This is a genomic window from Pseudomonas sp. F(2018) (assembly GCF_005508865.1).
Taxonomy (GTDB): domain Bacteria; phylum Pseudomonadota; class Gammaproteobacteria; order Pseudomonadales; family Pseudomonadaceae; genus Aquipseudomonas.
On record NZ_SCOM01000001.1, the window covers coordinates 105,744 to 124,028 of the forward strand.

Genomic DNA, 18,285 nt, shown 5'->3' on the forward strand with positions numbered 1-18,285 from the left:
CTTTTTTCGTGCCACGCCGGCGTCAGTCTTCCTCGCCCAGGGCGGCCAGTTCACGCTCCAGCAGGCTCTCGTCGCCCAGGTTGAGTTCGACCAGGCGGCGCAGGTGGCTGATGGAGTCCAGGTCGATATGGCGGCAGACGAAGCCGAGCAGCTCGTCGCGGGTACGGGTCAGCACCACTTCCATCTGCAGGCGGGTGTCGGCATCCAGGCTGATGCTGGCGATGAAAGGCTGGTCGGGGTCACCGTTCCAGTCGCGCGGGCGCTTGACCAGCAGGCCCTTGAGCGACACATCGTGCAGCGCAACCGTCCAGCGCCGCTCGCTCTGGGCAAGCTCGGTGGCGGCGTCGAAGGCGATGCGCTGGAAGCGCCGACGCTCGGTGGTTGTATCACTCATGACGGGTTTCCTCTGCGGTTTTATCCACTATAGCCAAGGCACGTCGCCGGCGCTGCCAGTAGATACCTGAGGCGAGCAGTGCCAGCAAGCCCAGCGGCAGCCAGAACTTGAACGGCCGCAGGGCCTGGCGCACGTTCCGTTCACGCTCCTCCCAGAGCCGCTGGCGGGCGCCGGCGAAGTCCGGCTCCTGGCAGTCGAAGCCGAAGTTGGCCGCCCATTCCACATAGGGACCCTGCTTGACATAGCGCTGGTAGTAACCCTGGGCGCCGGCGAGGTCGCGGTAGTTGATCCAGCCGCTGGCCTTGCACAGCACGGCGGCGAACGCCTGGCTGCTGGGTGGCAGCAGGTCGGCGGCCTGGTTGGCCAGATCGGCGGCGACCCAGCGGTAGTGGTAGCGGCGGTTCGGCTTCGCGGCATTGGCGTTCTGCAGCTGCGCCTCGGCGGCCGTCAGCAGGCCGCCGGCCTGCACCGGCTTGGCCAGCTCGTTGCCATAGATGCCATAGCTGCCGCCGGCCCAGGCCTCGTCCGGCGACATCTCGTAGCCGAGCAGCTCCATGCCCTGTGCGCGGGCCAGCCTGGCCGCCTGGTAGTAGCCCTCGGCCCGGCCGACGGCGGTCCAGGCCTCTTCGGCCTGCTCGCGGGCCTCGCCATACTGGCGGGCGGCCTGTTGCAGCTCGGCGCTGAAGAAATAGGGCACGGCCTCGGCGTAGCGGCCTTCGCGCAGCAGGCGGCGGCCGAGCAGTTCGCGGATGCGGGTGGCCATGGGGCGCTCCCACAGATACTGCACCTGGTCGGGCTGCAGCGGCGGCGCGGCGGCCACCTGGGCATCGACGAAGCCTTTCAACTCGTCGGTGCTTAGCACCCGCTCGGCTACCTGGGCGGCGTCCTGCCAATAGATGTCGCCGCTGCGGTAGAGCTGCTCGAAGGCCTCCAGGTAGTCACCGCGCTCCAGCGCGAGAATGGCCATCTCGCCTTCCACCCGGCAGCGTGGCTTGAGCGTCTCGTAATCCCAGCTTTCCGTGCGCCGCCAGCCCCAGTCCTCTTCGACCGGAAAAGCCTTGGCTGCCTGGGCGTAGGCATCGGTGGCGGCAGACTTGTCGCCGGCCTGCAGGGCCAACTTGGCGCGCAGCCACCAGGCCAGGCCGCCGTCGCCGGCCTGCTCGACGAAGCGGCGGGCACTGGCGTAGTCGCCCTGCTGGTAGCTGAGTGCGGCCAGGCGATCGGCGACCTGCGGCTCGATGGTGGCGCCCTGCAGCAGCCGCAGGATGCGCTGGCCCTGTTTGCCCTGGCTCTCATAGGCGTCCAGCCGGCTGAACAGTTGCGCCAGCAGCAGCTGCTGGATTTCCAGATGGCCCAGCAGCGGGCGCAGCTCCTCGTCGCTCATCTGGCTGAGCTGCCAGGTCAGCTGGCGCAGCGAGCTGTAGCCGGTGCTCGAGCCTTGCTTGCTCTGGCTGGCGTAGAGACGAATGGCGGTGGCCCAGTCGCCCTCGTCCAGGGCCACGCGGGCTTCTTCGCCGAGGCTGGCGACCCCCAGCTCCAGCGGATCATCGAGGCCGGCGGCGCTCATCGCGCGAGCCTGCTGGAAGGCCTGACGCGCCTGCTGGCGCAGCTCGCGCTGGCGCTGCAGGGCAGCGGTGTCGTCGAGCACCGTGTCCGGCGCGCTGACCGCCTGCACCGCCAGGGCGCGGCCCAGGGAATAGGCGGCCCAGGTGCTGCGCTTGGCCCGTTCGGTAGCAGGCAGGGCCAGCACGCGCCGGAAGTAGTCGCTGGCCAGGGCCATGTCGTGCTGGGCGAAGGCCACGGCTCCGGCAACGTACAGGCGCAGTTCCGCTGGCAGGGTGGCACCTGCGGCCTCGGCCTGTCGGGCGTCCGTCAGGGTGCGCAGGCGACTGACCAGGGCGAACTGCTCGGCGCCGAGCTGCTCCTGCTCGACGCCGACACGGCTGTCGATATAGCGCTGGTTGTCCTCGTCCCAGTAGGGCTCCAGCGTCGCCTTGCCGGCCTGGCCGAGGCCGGGGACGCTCTGCCCGAGGCGAGCGATCTCGAAGGCGAAGTTGCCTTCCGGCAGTTCGCCCAGGGCGCCGGCACGGTCGGAGAGCAGGCGGTAGGGGAATTCCGGGCCGCAGGCCTGGGCGGCGCCGAGCGGCAGCAGCGCGCTTATGGCAAGGGCCAGCAGGGTTCTAGAACTGCACATGCATGCCTCCTTGATCGATCTGTTCGCAGCGCGCCCAACCCAGGGCCCGGTGCTCGCCGGCATCCAGACGGCCGTCGCGCTGGCGCACGAAAGCCAGGCGCTCGGCGCTGCGCTCCAGGCGGTAATCGCCCACGGCGTCGGCCGCCGCGCAGGCCCGGGCGGGCAGCTCGATGCGATTGGGCAGCGGGCTGGCCAGGGTGCCGTTGTTGAACAGTTGCAGCTGGCTGAAGCCGTCGTGCTGCTGGCGCTGCAGGGCAAGGGCCGGCACCAGGGGCTGGCCGCGCACCACCGCGAGCAGGGTGGGCAGCGGCCAGGCGCGTCGGTCGCCGGCCAGCGGCAGGCGGAACCAGATGATGCCGGCCAGATGTGCCGGCGGTTCGTGGCGCAGGTCGGCCAGCAGCTCGCTGACTTCGTGCGGGTCGGCGCGCAACTCGCGGCGCGGGCCACCCTGGCGCAGCGGCGTCTCGCTCTCCACCTGGCCATCTGCGGTGAGGGCTACGCCGTAGGCAGGCAGGGCCAGATGGAAGGGTTTGCCACTGCGCTCGCCGTAGCGTTCGGCCCAGTCCAGCGCCTGCTCGGGGTCGAACAGGCCGTCCTGCGGATCGCGCACCGCATGCACCTGCAGAACCGAGCTGTCGACGGCGGCCAGTACCTCGTCCAGTGCCGGGCTGTCCAGCCAGGCGGGCAGGGCGGTGATGCTCAGTCCGAGTTCGCTCGGCAGTTGCCGGCGCAGCTCGCGCAGCAGGGCGGCGTAGGCCGGCAGGCGCGCGGTGGCGCAGTCGTGGTCGAGCTCCAGGCCCTGCAGGCGCAGGCCGGCGCTGCGCCAGTCGTGCAACAGACCGGCGATCTGCCGGCCGATCTCGGCGGAATCGAGCTGCGCCAACTGGCCGTCCAGGCGCACCACGGCGATCAGCGGGCGATCGTCGCGCTGGAGCAGTGGCAAGTCGACGCGGGCGCGGCTCCAGCCCGCCTGCGGGTGGGCCTGCAGGGCCAGCACGCGCAGGCTGGAGAAGTCGGCGTGGCTCTGCGCCAGGGCCTCGGCGTGGGCCGGGCGCCACTGGCGTTGCCAGATATACAGCTGCTGATCCAGCGGCGCGGCACTCTCCTCGGCGCAGCCGAGCAGGCTGGCCAGGAGCAGGGCGATAACGGGGCGATAAAGGTGATGAAGCATGCGGCGTAGCATCCTGGCGGTCGCCGAAAAGGGCGCTAGTTTACCCCCGTTGGCGGTGCGGAGATGCGTACTAGACCAAGGTCGAATAATGCAGGTGCCATCCAGCGTCTAAGCTTCAGCGGCAGCCTGTCTGTCCATTGGTTAGGAGTAATCATGAACAATAACAATAGCCTGCTGCGCCACCTGCCCTGGGCAGTGCTGGCAGTGGTGGGCGCCTGTGCCTTGGGAGTCGTGGCGCTGCGCCGCGGCGAAGCCATCAACGCCTTGTGGATAGTGGTGGCGGCCGTCTCCCTCTATCTTGTTGCCTACCGCTACTACAGCCTGTTCATCGCCACCAAGGTGATGCAGCTGGACCCGACTCGCGCCACCCCGGCGCTGCTCAATAACGATGGTCTGGACTATGTGCCGACCAACAAGCACATCCTCTTCGGTCACCACTTCGCTGCCATCGCCGGCGCCGGCCCGCTGGTCGGCCCGGTGCTCGCAGCGCAGATGGGCTACCTGCCCGGCACGCTGTGGCTGATCGCCGGCGTGGTGTTGGCCGGTGCGGTGCAGGACTTCATGGTCCTGTTCATCTCCACCCGCCGTAACGGCCGCTCGCTGGGCGAGCTGGTGCGCGAGGAGATGGGCCAGATTCCGGGCACCATCGCCCTGTTCGGCGCCTTCCTGATCATGATCATCATCCTCGCGGTGCTCTCGCTGATCGTGGTCAAAGCCCTGGCCGAAAGCCCGTGGGGCATGTTCACGGTGATGGCGACCATCCCCATCGCGGTGTTCATGGGCGTGTACATGCGCTACATCCGCCCGGGTCGCATCGGCGAGATCTCGGTGATCGGCGTGGTCCTGCTGCTGGCCTCGATCTGGGCCGGCGGCCAGGTGGCTGCCGACCCGACCTGGGGCCCGGCCTTCACCTTCACCGGCGTGCAGATCACCTGGATGCTGATCGGCTATGGCTTCGTCGCCGCCGTGCTGCCGGTATGGCTGATCCTCGCCCCGCGTGACTACCTGTCGACCTTCCTCAAGATCGGCACCATCATCGCCCTGGCCATCGGCATCCTGGTGGTCATGCCCGAGCTGAAGATGCCGGCGCTGACCCAGTTCACCGACGGCACCGGCCCGGTGTGGAAGGGCACCCTGTTCCCGTTCCTGTTTATCACCATCGCCTGTGGCGCCGTCTCGGGCTTCCATGCGCTGATCAGCTCGGGCACCACGCCCAAGCTGCTGGCCAACGAGTCGCACGCGCGCTACATCGGCTACGGCGGCATGCTGATGGAGTCGTTCGTCGCCATCATGGCCATGGTCGCCGCCTCGGTGATCGAGCCGGGCGTGTACTTCGCCATGAACAGTCCGGCCGCCGTGGTCGGCTCCGACGCCGCCGCCGTGGCCGCCACCGTCAGCAGCTGGGGCTTCGCCATCACGCCTGACGCGCTGGAAGCCGTGGCCAAGGACATCGGCGAACACACCATCCTGGCCCGTGCCGGTGGTGCGCCGACCCTCGCCGTGGGTATCGCGCAGATCCTCCACAGCGTGCTGCCGGGCGAGAACACCATGGCGTTCTGGTACCACTTCGCCATTCTGTTCGAGGCGCTGTTCATCCTCACCGCGGTGGACGCCGGGACGCGGGCGGGTCGCTTCATGCTGCAGGACCTGCTGGGCAACTTCGTGCCGGCCCTGAAGAAGACCGAATCCTGGGGCGCCAACGTGATCGCCACCGCCGGCTGCGTGGCGATGTGGGGCTGGCTGCTGTACCAGGGCGTGGTCGATCCGCTGGGCGGCATCAACACCCTGTGGCCGCTGTTCGGCATCTCCAATCAGATGCTCGCCGGTATCGCCCTGATGCTGGGCAGCGTGGTGCTGATCAAGATGAAGCGCCAGCGCTACGTCTGGGTCACCCTGGTGCCGGCCTGCTGGCTGCTGATCTGCACCACCACCGCCGGCCTGATAAAGCTGCTCGATCCGAACCCGGCCGTCGGCTTCCTGGCCCTGGCCAAGAAGTACAGCGATGCGCTGGACGCCGGTCAGGTCCTGGCCCCGGCCAAGGACATCGGCCAGATGCAGCACGTGATCTTCAACGCCTACACCAACTCGGTGCTCACCGTGCTGTTCCTGTTCGTGGTGCTCAGCGTGCTGTTCTACGCGATCAAGGTCGGCCGCGCCGCCTGGGTTACGCCTGCGCGCACGGATAAGGAAACCCCGTTCCAGCCGATTCCGGACGCCTGATATGTTCAATGACCTGAGTCGCATGGGTAAGTATCTCGGGCAGGCCGCCCGCATGCTGGTGGGCATGCCCGACTACGACAACTATGTGGAGCACATGGCCAAGAAGCATCCGGACAAGCCGGTGATGAGCTACGAGGCGTTCTTCCGCGAACGTCAGGAAGCTCGTTACGGTGGAGGCAAAGGACGCCCCATCCGCTGCTGCTGAACCTACCCCGCTAAGCTACTGCGCTTGGCATCTTGGGCGCGGGCAGTGCTCGGAATCCTCATGTACTGGAGTACATTGCGGTTCCTGTGCGCTGGCCGCTCCCAACCTGCCTACGCTCGCAACGCTTATCGAGGCAGGTTGAGGTTATCCACGCGCCACGCCTAGTCGTGGCGCGTGTCATTTTGGAGATCGCGATGTATCCCGAACCCACTCCCGTCACCGTGCTCACCGGCTTCCTCGGTGCCGGCAAGACCACCCTGCTGCGCCACATGCTGCAGGCCGAGCACGGCCTCAAGCTGGCGGTCATCGAGAACGAGTTCAGCGACACGCCGATCGATGGCCAACTGCTCGGCGACAAGCCGGTCGAGCTGCTGACCCTGGCCAACGGCTGTGTCTGCTGCTCGATCCATGTCGAGCTGGAGAAGGCCCTGTACCTGTTGCTGGACAAGCTGGACGCCGGCGAGCTGGCCTTCGACCGCCTGGTGATCGAGTGCACCGGCCTGGCCGACCCGGCGCCGGTGGCGCAGACCTTCTTCGCCGACGAGGAGCTGGCCCAGCGCTATGTGCTCGACGGCATCGTCACCCTGGTCGATGCGGTGAATGCCGAGCGCCACCTGCAGGAGACCATCGCCCAGGCCCAGGTCGGTTTTGCCGACCGCATCCTGCTGAGCAAGACCGACCTGGCCAGCGCCGAGCAGGTCGAGGCACTGAGCGCGCGCCTGGCGCGGATCAACTGTCGCGCGCCGATCCGCGTGGTCGAGCACGGGCGCATCGACCTGGCCGAGCTGCTGGATATTCGTGGCTTCAACCTCAACGCCGATATCGGCCCGGCGCTGACGCTGCGCCCACTGATGCCCGCCGGCAAGACGCCGGACCGCATCGCCACCCTGGTGCTGAAGAGCGAGCAGGCACTGGATCTGGACAGGCTCAGCGCCTTCATGGAGGGCCTGCTGGAGCAGCACGGCAACTCGTTGCTGCGCTACAAGGGCGTGCTCAGCGTGGCCGGCGACGAGCGCCGCCTGGTGTTCCAGGGCGTGCTCGGCCTGTACGGCTTCGACTGGGACGAGCCCTGGGCCGCGGATGAGCCACGCGAGAGCGTGCTGGTATTTATCGGCGACAACCTGCCGGAAGAGCAGATCCGCGCCGGCTTCGCCGAGCTGCAGGCCTGAGCCCGGCGCCGATCCGGTCGTCGCGTCGGTTCAGCCGAGCAGGTCGTTCTGCGAGAACTCCGTCACCCCGAGCAGGCGGATGGTGAACTCCGCCGCGCTGTCGGCGTTGATGCTGCCGTACAGGGCGCCGTCGGCGAAGCGCAGCTGGCCGGTGGCATTGGTGGCGCTGAAGTCCTGGTTACCGATGAACTCGAATGCCTCACGGGCGGCGGTCAGCGGGTTGGCGTCCAATGCCGAGAAGTCGATGCTGTCGCCCTCGCCGCCATTGAAGCCGCTGATCAGGTCGGCCAGGTCGCCCAGGCCGAGATCGCTCAGTGAGGTAAAGACATAGCGATCCGCGCCGGCACCGCCATTCAGCTGGTCGGCCCCGCTGCCGCCGTCGAGCACGTCGTCACCGCCCCCTCCGTTGAGCACGTCGTTGCCGGCACCGCCGCGCAGGATGTTGTCGTTGGCATCGCCGGTCAGGTTGTCGGCATGGTTGCTGCCGATCAGGTTCTCCAGATGGCGCAGCGAGTCGAAACCCGAGCCGCCGGTGTTCTGCGCCGCGGAGGTGGTCAGCCTGACCGTCACGCCGGCTTCGGCAAAGGCGTAGGACAGCGTGTCGACGCCGTCGCCACCGTTGATCACGTTATTGCCGCTGCTGGCGTAGATGGTGTTGTCCTGGGCGTTGCCGGTGCCATTGGAGTTGCCGGGTGCGACGAGATAGAGCTCCTCGAGGTTGTACGACAGGGTGTAGCTGGAGGCGGTGCTGAACACCCGGTCGAAACCGGCGTTGCTGCCTTCCATCGCCCGATCGGCGGCGTCGTCGACGAAGTAGGTGTCCGAACCCTTGCCGCCGAGCAGCACGTCCACACCCGTGCCGCCGTCGAGCACGTTGTCCTCGTCGTTGCCGCCGATGATGTTGGCTAGGCTGTTGCCGGTGCCGTTGCGCGCCTGGCCGGTCAGCAGCAGGTTCTCCAGGTTGTCGCCCAGCACCCAGTTGATGGACGACACGACGGTGTCGTGATCTTCGGCACCCGTGCCGTTCTCGAACAGGATGTCGCCGGGATTGTTGACCACGTAAACATCGCTGCCTTCATAGCCCGCCATATAGTTGGCGCCCTCGTCACCATCGAGGGTGTCGGCAAGGGGAGTGCCCGTGAGCAGGTCGATGCCATGGCCGCCGACGACCTTGTTGGCCGGGTACATGGAGATCGCGTCGGGGTCGTTGTTGTCGCCGGGGTTGCTGGTGTAGCCCAGGTCATTGGCGATGAAGTCGGCCAGGCGCTGCCCGATGATTTCGCTGGCATCGTCATGCATGTGCCAGACATCGTAGTAATAGGTCAGCGGGTCCACTTCGTAGCGCATCGGCAGGTCGGTGTAGTCGACGGCGATCTTGATGTCGCTGCGGCCGGCGGCCATTTCCATCTGCGCCTGGCGGATGGCCTGGGTGCCGTCCACTACCTCGGCGATTTCCTCGCTGGTGAAGCCGCGCAGGTCGGCGCCCTGCTGCTGGTAGTCGCCGGTGAGCATCACGTAGAAGACCGCGTCCGGGGTTCCCAGCTGGGCCTTGAGGTAGTCGAAGACCTTCAGCGTGTTGGCCTTGTACAGCTCGATCGCCGCGCTCTTGTCCGAGGCGGCGGCGTAGGTCATGGCGTCGTCTTCGCCCTGTCCCCAGACCATGGCAAAGGTGACCGGGCCCTGGGCCTGGAGCGCTGCCAGCTGGCTGCCGAGGTTGGCTACGGCATTCAGCAGCGCCTGTCCGGGCTGGTCGGTGTCGCTGTACCACCAGGACTTGGCCCGTTCCGCCTCGCTGGCCGTCGAGCTACCGGTGACCGTACTGCCGCCGACCGCGATGTCGATCGGCTCTCCCGCCGCGTCGGAGAACAGGCTCTCCACCCGATCGAAGTCGGTATAGAGCTTCAGCTGCTTGATCATCTCGGTGATGCCGGAGTCGTCATCCTCGCCCTGCATGCGCAGCGCGCGGGAGTTGGACTGGCCCAGGGTGGGGATGAACAGGGTGGTCTGCGGGGTGGGATCGGCAAAGATGAAATCGGCTTCGCTGAGCGTGCCGAGGTGATTGCCGTTGAGCGCCAGCTCGAAGGTGTTGCCGTCGGCATCCGGCTCGCGGGACTTGATCGAGGTCTTGGTGCCGGTTTCGTTGAGCGTCAGGTAGACGCTGTGGTTGTAGCCGTCGTCCAGACCGGTGATGCCCAGGGCCGACAGGTCGATCTTGTCCACGCCCACCGTGAAATCGGTAATGGTGTCGGCCGCGCTGATGTTGGCTGGGCCGTAGTTGCGAAAGCTGTCGAGCAGCTCGGTGAAGCGGAAGACGTCGGCGCCATCGTCGCCGGTGAGGACATCCTTGCCGGCGCCCCCATCGATGATGTCGTTGCCACCTCCGCCATTGATCTTGTCCGCACCGGCATGGCCGAGCAGCAGCTCGCTGGCATCGGTACCGTTCAGCACGTCGTCGCCGGGCGTGCCGACCGGTGTCGGCGGGGGCGGGGTGATGGTGCCGGGCGGTGGCGGTGGCGGGGTGACGAGGAACAGGTTGCTGCCGTTGAGCGTATCGAGATGGTTGCCCTGCAGGGCCAGCTCGAAGCGGTCGCCGTTGGCGTCGGTTTCCAGTGAACGCAGGTAGGTGCGGTCGCTGGCGGCGCTGTAGCTGAGCGCCAGGGTGCCGTTGAGCCCGTTGCCCAGGCCGCTGAAGCCGAGGGCGCTGAGGTCGATGCGGTCGGTCGCGGGGTCGAAGTCGGTGATCAGGTCACAGCTCGGGCTGCCGTTGCGATAGCTGTCGTGCAGCGTGTCGAAGCGGAAGGTGTCCACGCCGTCGCCGCCGGTGAGGGTGTCGCGGCCCAGCCCTCCGACCAGCATGTCGTGGCCCGCTCCGCCCATGAGAGTGTCGGCGCCACCCAGGCCCAGCAGGGTCTCATTGGCGGAGGTGCCAAGCAGCACGTCATTGCCTGCGCTGCCGTGCAGGGTTGGTGTGCCGGCGGGCGCTTCGTCTACCACCAGCAGGAAACTGTTGGCGAGGCTGCCGCCGCGCCCGTCGCCGGCGCTGACCTTGATCTCATAGATGCCGGCATTGCCAAGTCCGGGTAGGCCGTTGAACGACAGCGTGGCGGCATCGAATCTCAGCCAGGAGGGCAGGGCCGTGCTATTGCCGAGGGTGGCCTTGTAGCTCAGCGTGTCGCCGTCGGGGTCGGAAAAGTTGCTAGCCGAGAAGCCGAAGGTGAATACCTGATTTTCCGTGATGGTCTGGTTCGGCAGGGCCTCGTGGAGAACCGGCGCCGCGTTGGGGGCTACGTTGCCATTGAACAGGATATTGGCGGAACTCAGGGTGCTGAGATGGTTGCCCTGGATGGCCAGCTCGAAGTAGCGGCCCTCGGCGTCGCTTGCCAGTGAGCTCAGGTAGGTACGGTCGCTGGCGCTGCTGTAGCTCAGGCGCAGGGTGCCATCGAGGCCGTTGCCGAGCGCGCTGAAGCCCAGTTCGGAGAGGTCGATGCGGTCCAGGGCGGCATCGAAGTCAACGATATGGTCGCTGAACGCGCCGCTGCCGGTGCGATAGCTGTCCGCCGACGCCGCGTAACGGAAAATATCTGCGCCGCTGCCGCCGGTGAGCGTGTCGCGTCCGGCGCCGCCGACCAGTACATCGTTGCCTGCGCCGCCGGCCAGAGAGTCGTTGCCGTCCAGGCCGAGCAGGCGTTCGTCGGCCTCGCCGCCGGCCAGCCTGTCCCTGTCCTCGCTGCCGACGACCTGAACCAGCAGTTCGTGGCTGGGGTCGCTGGACAGCCGGCTGTCCGCTGCATGCAGCAGGGCCTGGCCGCTGAGCATCGCCTCGATCTGGTTGGCGTAGACGCCGGTGGCGTGGCTGCCATCGGCGACCTCCAGCACACCGTAAGTGGAGCCGGGGCCGCCGCTGATCAGGTTCTGCTCGATGAGGTTGTGGCTGGAGACGACCGCAATACCGCCGCTGGCATCGGCCTCGACCAGGATCTCCGGCCCCGGGCCCGACTGGGCGTTGCCCTGCAGCTGGTTGGCGATGATCTGGTTGTGGCTGGCGCCGGAGAGCAAGATGCCCGGGCCGCCGTTGCCGCCGATCAGCGCGCCTTCCACACGCACCTCGCTGGCTTGCTGCAGCGCGATGCCGGCCTGCCCGTTGTCCTGCAGCTCGCCGCCGAGAATCAGCAGGGGCGAGTCCGGCTGCGTGTCGGCGTCGCCAGCGATGAGCAGGCCATTGGCACCATTGGCGAAGGCATCGTTGTTGGTGAAGGTCAGGGCCGGATGGTGCGTGTCGAGGGCAAAGCCGTTGCCGTCGTTGCCGTAGGCCTGGTTGTCGGCATAGTGGCCACTGTTCGAGTCCCGGCTGATGAAGCCGTCCAGGCCATTGCCGTGGGCCACGCTCTCCTTGATCTGCAGGTGCGCGGTCTGGCCATCGACCCGAAAGCCGCTCCCCGATACGTCGCGAACCTCGACCCGCTCGATGCTCAGATTGCCGCTGATGCCGGCTGCGCTGGCGGCGAGGTGCCAGCCGTTGACTTCGCCGCTGCTGTTTCCGCGATTGCCGTCGAGGCTCAGGTCGCTGATGCCGACGCCCTGCAGCACTTCCCCGGTGGGCGAGCCGATCATGCCCATGAGGGGCAGGGCGGAGCCGTCCACCAGCTTGAGCACGGTGCTGCCCATGCCGGCACCAATCATGTCGACCTGGCTGTGCATGGTCAGGCAGTTGCCGGACCCCGTGCTATCGCCGCTGATCCGGTAGACCCCCTCCGGCAGGTAGACCACACCGCCTCCCGCGGTGAAGGCGGCATCGATGGCCGCCTGAATGGCCGATGTGTCGTCGGCGACTCCATCGCCCAGTGCCCCGTAAGCCTTCGCGTCGAAAACCATGGTTCAGCCCCCCCGGCTAATCCCCCGCTTGGTAATAGCGGTTCGGATTGAAAGGGAATGGTTTAAGGCCTTTCCGGCGGGGTGGCGACGACCTTCCGTCAGAGAACTGGCCAAATGGCTAGGTTATACCGATTTGCGGATCCAACCCTTTGATAGTCATGCTTATTTATTCTTCCTAACCGCTATGTCAGGAAAACGGCACGGGCACAAAAAAGCCCGGCGATTGCCGGGCTTCTTGTCACGACTTTGGCGCCAGTTATCCGTAAACCGGCAGCTTGGCGCAGACGGCCTTGACCTTCTCGCGTACCGCGTCGACCACGGACTCGTCGCCCATGTTCTGCAGGATGTCGCAGATCCAGCCGGCCAGTTCCTTGCACTCGGCTTCCTTGAAGCCGCGAGTGGTGACGGCCGGGGTGCCGATGCGCAGACCGGAGGTGACGAAGGGCGAGCGCGGGTCGTTCGGCACGCTGTTCTTGTTCACGGTGATGAAGGCGCGACCCAGGGCGGCGTCGGCGTCCTTACCGGTGATGTCCTGCTTGATCAGCGAGAGCAGGAACAGGTGGTTCTGGGTGCCGCCGGAGACCACGTCGAAACCGCGCTCGATGAACACGCTGGCCATGGCCTGGGCGTTCTTCACCACTTGCTGCTGGTAGGCCTTGAACTCGGGCTGCAGGGCTTCCTTGAAGCAGATGGCCTTGGCGGCGATCACGTGCTCCAGCGGGCCACCCTGGGCGCCCGGGAAGACGGCGGAGTTGAGCTTCTTCTCGATCTCTTCGTTCTTGCGAGCGAGGATCAGGCCGCCGCGCGGGCCGCGCAGGGTCTTGTGGGTGGTGGTGGTGACCACGTCGGCGAACGGCACCGGGTTCGGGTACACGCCGGCGGCGACCAGACCGGCCACGTGGGCCATGTCGACGAACAGGTAGGCACCGACCTTGTCGGCGATGGCGCGGAAGCGGGCGAAGTCCAGCACCTGCGAGTAGGCAGAGAAGCCGGCGACGATCATCTTCGGCTTGTGCTCGACGGCCAGGCGCTCGACTTCGTCGTAGTCGATCAGGCCGGCGTCGGTGATGCCGTACTGCACCGCGTTGTACAGCTTGCCGGAGGAGGAAACGGAGGCACCGTGGGTCAGGTGGCCGCCGTGGGCCAGGCTCATGCCGAGGATGGTGTCACCGGCCGACAGCAGGGCCAGGTAGACAGCAGCGTTGGCCTGGGAGCCGGCGTGCGGCTGGACGTTGGCGTAGTCGGCGCCGAACAGTTCCTTGGCGCGATCGATGGCCAGCTGCTCGACCACGTCGACGTACTCGCAACCACCGTAGTAGCGCTTGCCCGGGTAGCCTTCGGCGTACTTGTTGGTCAGCACGCTGCCCTGGGCTTCCATTACCGCCGGGCTGGTGTAGTTCTCGGAGGCGATCAGTTCGATGTGATGCTCCTGGCGCTGGGCTTCCTGCTCCATGGCGGCAAAGAGTTCTGCATCGTAGCGGGCAATGGTCAAATCACGGCTGAACATGGTGGTCACCTGATCAATCAGCGGGCGGTAGTAAGAGTCTGTAAACGACGCATGGCGCGAGGCGCAGCGATCGTCAACAGGTTCTAAGGAAGGCGCGCATTCTACCCGATGTGTCGCGCGCTGGCACATGAATGGCGGTCAAGTGCCGGACAAGCGGACCTCAAGCGGCCTGCTGCCGCCACTCACGTCAGCATGAACAGGGCGTTGCCGCCGAACTGGGCCTCGAACTGGGCGGCCGCCATCGGCTTGCCGAACAGGTAGCCTTGCACCTCGTCGCAGTCGTGGTCGCGCAGGAAGTCCAGCTGCGCCTGGGTCTCTACGCCTTCGGCGATCACCGCCAGTCCCAGGCTGTGGGCCATGGCGATGATGGCGCGGGCGATCTGGCCATCCTGCTCGCCCTCGGGCAGGCCGTCGACGAAGCTGCGGTCGATCTTCAGCACGTCGATGGGGAACTGCTTGAGGTAGTTGAGCGAGCTGTAGCCGGTGCCGAAGTCGTCCACCGCGATGCACAGGCCGAGCTTCTTCAGGCTGGCCAGCACCTGCATGGTCTCGCCGACGTCGTTCATCAGGATGCTCTCGGTCAGCTCCAGTTCCAGGCAGGCCGGCGGCAGCCCGCTGGCGCCGAGGATGCGCGAGATGCGCATGCCCAGCTGGCCGTCGCCGAACTGGCGGGCGGAGAGGTTGACCGAGACCTTGGGCACTCGCACTTTCGCGTCGTGCCAGGCCTTGAGCTGGCGGCAAGCCTGGGCGAGCACCCAGTCGCCGACCTGGGCGATCAGGCCCAGCTCTTCCAGCACCGGGATGAACTCGTTAGGCGCCACCAGGCCGCGGCGCGGATGCTGCCAGCGCAGCAGGGCCTCGACGCCGGTCAGGCGCTTGCCGTCGCTGGACAGCTGCGGCTGGTAATAAAGGAGGAACTGGTTCTGCTCCAGGGCATGGCGCAAGTCGCTCTCCAGCTCCAGGCGCTGCAGTGCGGTGGCGTTCATCTCGGCCTGGTAGAACTGGAAGTTGTTCTTGCCGCGTTCCTTGGCGTGGTACATCGCCGTGTCGGCGTTCTTCATCAGCTGGCTCAGCTCGTCGCCGTCCTGCGGTGCCAGGGCGATGCCGATACTGGCGGTGACGAAGAACTCGCGGCCCTGCAGGACGAACGGCTGGGCCAGGCTGGCGAGGATCTGCTCGGCCACGTGGATGGCGCGGTTGAGTGCGCCGGCGCGGGTGTTGCGTGCCTGCAGCAGCAGGGTGAACTCGTCGCCGCCCATGCGCGCCACCGTGTCGTCCTCGGCGACGCAGGCGGCCAGGCGCACGGCCACGTCCTTGAGCATGCGGTCGCCGGCGGCATGGCCGAGGGAGTCGTTGATCGGCTTGAAGCGGTCCAGGTCGAGGAACATCAGCACCACCCACTCGTCATGCCGTTCGGCATGCTGCAGGGCTGTGTGCAGGCGGTCCTGGAACAGGGTGCGGTTGGGTAGCAGTGTCAGGGCGTCGTAGTAGGCCAGGCGGTGGATGCGCTGTTCGCTGGCCTTGCGCTCGCTGATGTCGTTGAAGAAGCACACGTAGCTGGCCAGGTCGCCGTCTTCGTCGTGCACCGCGGTGATGCCGACCCAGGCCGGGAACTGCTCGCTGTTCTTGCGCTTGAGCCACAGCTCACCCTCCCAGCTGCCGTGCTGGTTGAGCTGGGTGAGGATGTAGGCGAACTGGGCCGCCTGCTGGCGGTCGGCGGTGAGCATGCCCGGCAGCTGGTCGAGCACCTCGGCGCCGGCATAGCCGGTGAGGCGCTGGAAAGTCTCGTTGATGCGCACGATGTAGCCGGCCGGGTCGGTGACCAGGATCGCCGCCGTCGAGTGCTCGAACACCGTGGCGGCCATGCGCAGGTCGCGCTCGGCGCGGCGCTGCTGGGTGATGTCGCGGCCGATGCCGAGCACGCCCTCGAAGCGGTCCTGTTCGTCCCACATCAGCGACAGGCGCATCTCCACGGTGATCTTGCGGTCGTCGGCGCGCAGGCAGTCGAAGATGAAGGTGCGCCCGGCCAGGCTGGCCTGCAGGCGGGCCAGCTTGTCCGCCTCGTTGAGGGCGCCGCGCACCTGCTCGACCAGCTGCAGCAGGCTGGCCAGCTGGCGCGGATTGGTCACGGTGCCGAGCAGGCCGTTGTCCAGTAGCCATTCCGGGCTGTAGCCGAAGAAGCTCTTGGCCGACGGGCTGACGTAGTTGAGTTGCAGCGTGTTGTCGGTGGACAGGATCACGTCGCTGATGCTCTCCGCCAGCAGACGGTAGCGCCGCTCGCTGTCGCTCAGGCTGGCCTGGGCGGCGATCTCGCCGGTGATGTCCTTGGCCACGCCGATCAGGCGGCTGACCCGGCCGTGGCGGTCGCGACTGAGGGCGTGCTCGCGGATGTCGAACCAGTGCCAGCTGCCGTCGCGGTGGCGCCAGCGCAGCTGGAAATGCAGCTGCTGACCCTGGCCGACCACCTTCTGCAGGTTGCGCAGGCGCTGGTACAGCTCGACGTCGTCGGGATGCAGGATTTTTTCCCACAGCTTGTCGCCGAAGCGGCGCATCTCTTCCTTGCTGTAGCCCAGATCCGGGCCCAGGCGGTTGTTGCTGAACATCACCCGCATGGTGCTCATGTCATGCACGTAGAGGGTGTCCGGCACCGAGCGCAGCACGTCGGACCAGAAGCGCTCGCGCTCCACCAGCGACAGTTCCACGCGCTTGCGGCTGGTGATGTCGTGCACGCTGAGGGTCACCGCGCGCAGCTCGTCGCGGCTCTCGGGGAGCTGCAGGTTGAGCCACACGTAGCGCTCGTGGCCCTGGGGCGTGTGCATGCGGCTCTCGACCATCATGTCGCGCTCGCCGTCGAGCAGGGTGGTGATCAGCGCATGGCGGGCGCCGCCCTGGCGCAGCGGGGCGTAGCCGATCAGGTGGTCCCAGACCTGGTCGGGGCTGTCCACGCCGAGCAGTTGCAGGGCCACCTTGTTCACTTCGCTGATGCGGATGCGCTGCAACAGCTCGACATGGTGCTGCGGGTCCAGGTTGAGCCAGGCCTGCAGCTGGCTGCTGTGCTGCAGACCCTGGGCGTCGAGGAAAATGCGCAGGTCGAGCAGGTCGAGCACGCAGAGGGCCACGCCGCTGCCTTCGAAGATGTCCTGGTAGCGCCGGCGGGTGTCCTCCAGCACATGCAGGGCCTGGCGTTCCTCGGTCACGTCGCGCAGTACCCAGGCGCGGCCCGGCTCGGGGTTGTCGGTGTAGAGGGCGTGGCAGGTCACGTCGAACAGGCGCCGTTCGCCGTCGAGCAGCACCTCGATGGGCTCGGCCTGCTCGTGGAAGGCGCTCTCCAGCCAGGGTGCCAGCGCCGGCAGCAGCTGCAGCACGTGCATCTCGCTGGCGGTGGCCAGATCCAGGCCGAACATCCGCTCGGCCCGCGGGTTGAGGTAGCTGATATGGCCGTCGGGCTGGGTCACCAGCACCCGCTCGTCGATGGCGCCAAGGGCGCCGATGGCGTCTTCCATGGAGCGGCGCGACAGCGCGTGGTAGGCGCGCAGGCGGCTCTGCTCGCGCAGCAGGCCGAACAGGGCGAGCAGGGCCAGGGCGCCACAGAGGATGAACAGCAGCAGCTTGCTGGCCTGGCGCGGCAGCAGCTCGGCACGCAGGGTATTGGCGTCGAACAGGGGGACCAGCTTCCAGTCACTGCCCGCTACCGGCAGCTCGGCGATGATCTGCTCCCTCTCGCTGGCACTGGGCTGGGCGGCCCCCTCGTTCACGGGCTGGCGCAACATCACCTGGCCGCTGACGCTGTCCAGCAGCAGCCAGGGCGTCTCGGCGGTCTGTGGCGGCAACCAGTTGCGCAGGGCCTGGTCCCGCAGGCGCACGCGCCAGCCGCCCTGGTGATCGGGGCGTGGCAGGTCGAGCAGCAGCAGGCCGCGGTCCTGGGCGAAGTGATAGGGCTGGTCGCTGACGAAGGGCACCGGGTTGCCGAGGGTCGGCTGGCTGTCCACCAGCGGTTTTCCGCCGGCATCGAACCACACCAGGCTGTGCAGGGCCGGGAAGACGCCGCGCAGCCGCTGCAGCAGTACGCTCTGCTCGTCCGCCGCCAGCGGCCGGTCCGCCGCGGTGGCGAGGAAGGCCAGGCCGGCCTCGGCCTTGAGACGCATGGTCAGGCCAAGGTGGTTGCGCTGCTGCTCGGCGTGGTCCAGGTGATGGCGCCGCTCGCTCTGTTCCTGGTTGCTGGCCTCCTGCTGCAGCTGCCACAGCAGCAGGCCGAGCATCAGCGCGACCAGCAGTCCCAGGGCGCCTTTCAGTGAACCACGGTGGGGCCGGGCGAGCGCATCGCCAGAAGAACGGGAAGAAGGAGGGCGGGATCGTGACACGCGTATAACCCTGCTGATACAGCTGCCGGATCGGGGCCTTGCCTGGCAATCGGAACCGCGTAGCATGCCCGGAAAAGCGGCCAAGTGCTATCACTGTCCATCGGGTCCGGTTTGCCCCTCCGGGAGCATTCCGGTAGCTTTGCCGCACGCGCGTGGGCGCGGAGCTATGATGCTCCCTGCCCCAGAGTATTG

Annotated in this window: 9 protein-coding genes and 1 other RNA gene; 4 read left to right on the forward strand and 6 right to left on the reverse strand. The window is 67.2% G+C overall.

Annotated elements, in window-relative coordinates; all coding sequences use genetic code 11:
* Nucleotides 1–22: 22 nt before the first annotated feature.
* The 3 genes from FFS62_RS00465 to FFS62_RS00475 are packed head-to-tail and all read right to left on the reverse strand — an operon-like array spanning nucleotide 23 to nucleotide 3,759.
* Entirely contained in the window at nucleotides 23–394 is a 372-nt protein-coding gene (locus FFS62_RS00465; RefSeq protein ID WP_137970866.1) for a PilZ domain-containing protein, read from the reverse strand.
* Nucleotides 387–2,588: a hypothetical protein gene (locus tag FFS62_RS00470; RefSeq protein ID WP_137970867.1), complete on the reverse strand. Its 2,202-nt coding sequence runs from the start codon at nucleotides 2,586–2,588 to the stop codon at nucleotides 387–389. The genes FFS62_RS00465 and FFS62_RS00470 overlap by 8 nt, the downstream gene beginning before the upstream one ends.
* Nucleotides 2,575–3,759, reverse strand: coding sequence for a DUF3142 domain-containing protein (locus FFS62_RS00475; RefSeq protein WP_137970868.1), 1,185 nt, complete (start codon nucleotides 3,757–3,759; stop codon nucleotides 2,575–2,577). The genes FFS62_RS00470 and FFS62_RS00475 overlap by 14 nt, the downstream gene beginning before the upstream one ends.
* Before the next feature lie 153 nt (nucleotides 3,760–3,912).
* Between FFS62_RS00475 and FFS62_RS00480 the strand changes: the two genes are divergently transcribed.
* The 4 genes from FFS62_RS00480 to yjiA all read left to right on the forward strand — a co-directional run bounded on the left by FFS62_RS00480 (nucleotide 3,913) and on the right by yjiA (nucleotide 7,353).
* Nucleotides 3,913–5,979, forward strand: a complete 2,067-nt coding sequence (locus FFS62_RS00480) for a carbon starvation CstA family protein (protein ID WP_137970869.1) — start codon at nucleotides 3,913–3,915, stop codon at nucleotides 5,977–5,979.
* A gap of 1 nt (nucleotide 5,980) precedes the next feature.
* Nucleotides 5,981–6,184: a YbdD/YjiX family protein gene (locus FFS62_RS00485; RefSeq protein WP_043308942.1), complete on the forward strand. Its 204-nt coding sequence runs from the start codon at nucleotides 5,981–5,983 to the stop codon at nucleotides 6,182–6,184.
* 60 nt (nucleotides 6,185–6,244) lie between these two features.
* Nucleotides 6,245–6,324: non-coding RNA, sX9 sRNA (locus FFS62_RS00490), on the forward strand.
* A 54-nt stretch (nucleotides 6,325–6,378) separates the two neighbouring features.
* Nucleotides 6,379–7,353 carry a GTPase gene (gene yjiA / locus FFS62_RS00495; RefSeq protein ID WP_137970870.1) on the forward strand — a complete coding sequence of 325 codons (975 nt, stop codon included), beginning with the start codon at nucleotides 6,379–6,381 and terminating at the stop codon, nucleotides 7,351–7,353.
* A gap of 30 nt (nucleotides 7,354–7,383) precedes the next feature.
* Here yjiA and FFS62_RS00500 read toward each other — a convergent pair whose 3' ends face one another.
* The 3 genes from FFS62_RS00500 to FFS62_RS00510 all read right to left on the reverse strand — a co-directional run bounded on the left by FFS62_RS00500 (nucleotide 7,384) and on the right by FFS62_RS00510 (nucleotide 17,991).
* A complete protein-coding gene (locus tag FFS62_RS00500; RefSeq protein WP_137970871.1) occupies nucleotides 7,384–12,225 on the reverse strand; it encodes a M10 family metallopeptidase C-terminal domain-containing protein in 4,842 nt (1,613 codons plus the stop codon).
* Between the two features lie 256 nt (nucleotides 12,226–12,481).
* Nucleotides 12,482–13,732, reverse strand: coding sequence for a serine hydroxymethyltransferase (glyA, locus tag FFS62_RS00505; RefSeq protein ID WP_137970872.1), 1,251 nt, complete (start codon nucleotides 13,730–13,732; stop codon nucleotides 12,482–12,484).
* 182 nt (nucleotides 13,733–13,914) lie between these two features.
* Nucleotides 13,915–17,991 carry an EAL domain-containing protein gene (locus FFS62_RS00510; protein WP_256662094.1) on the reverse strand — a complete coding sequence of 1,359 codons (4,077 nt, stop codon included), beginning with the start codon at nucleotides 17,989–17,991 and terminating at the stop codon, nucleotides 13,915–13,917.
* Nucleotides 17,992–18,285 lie beyond the last annotated feature (294 nt).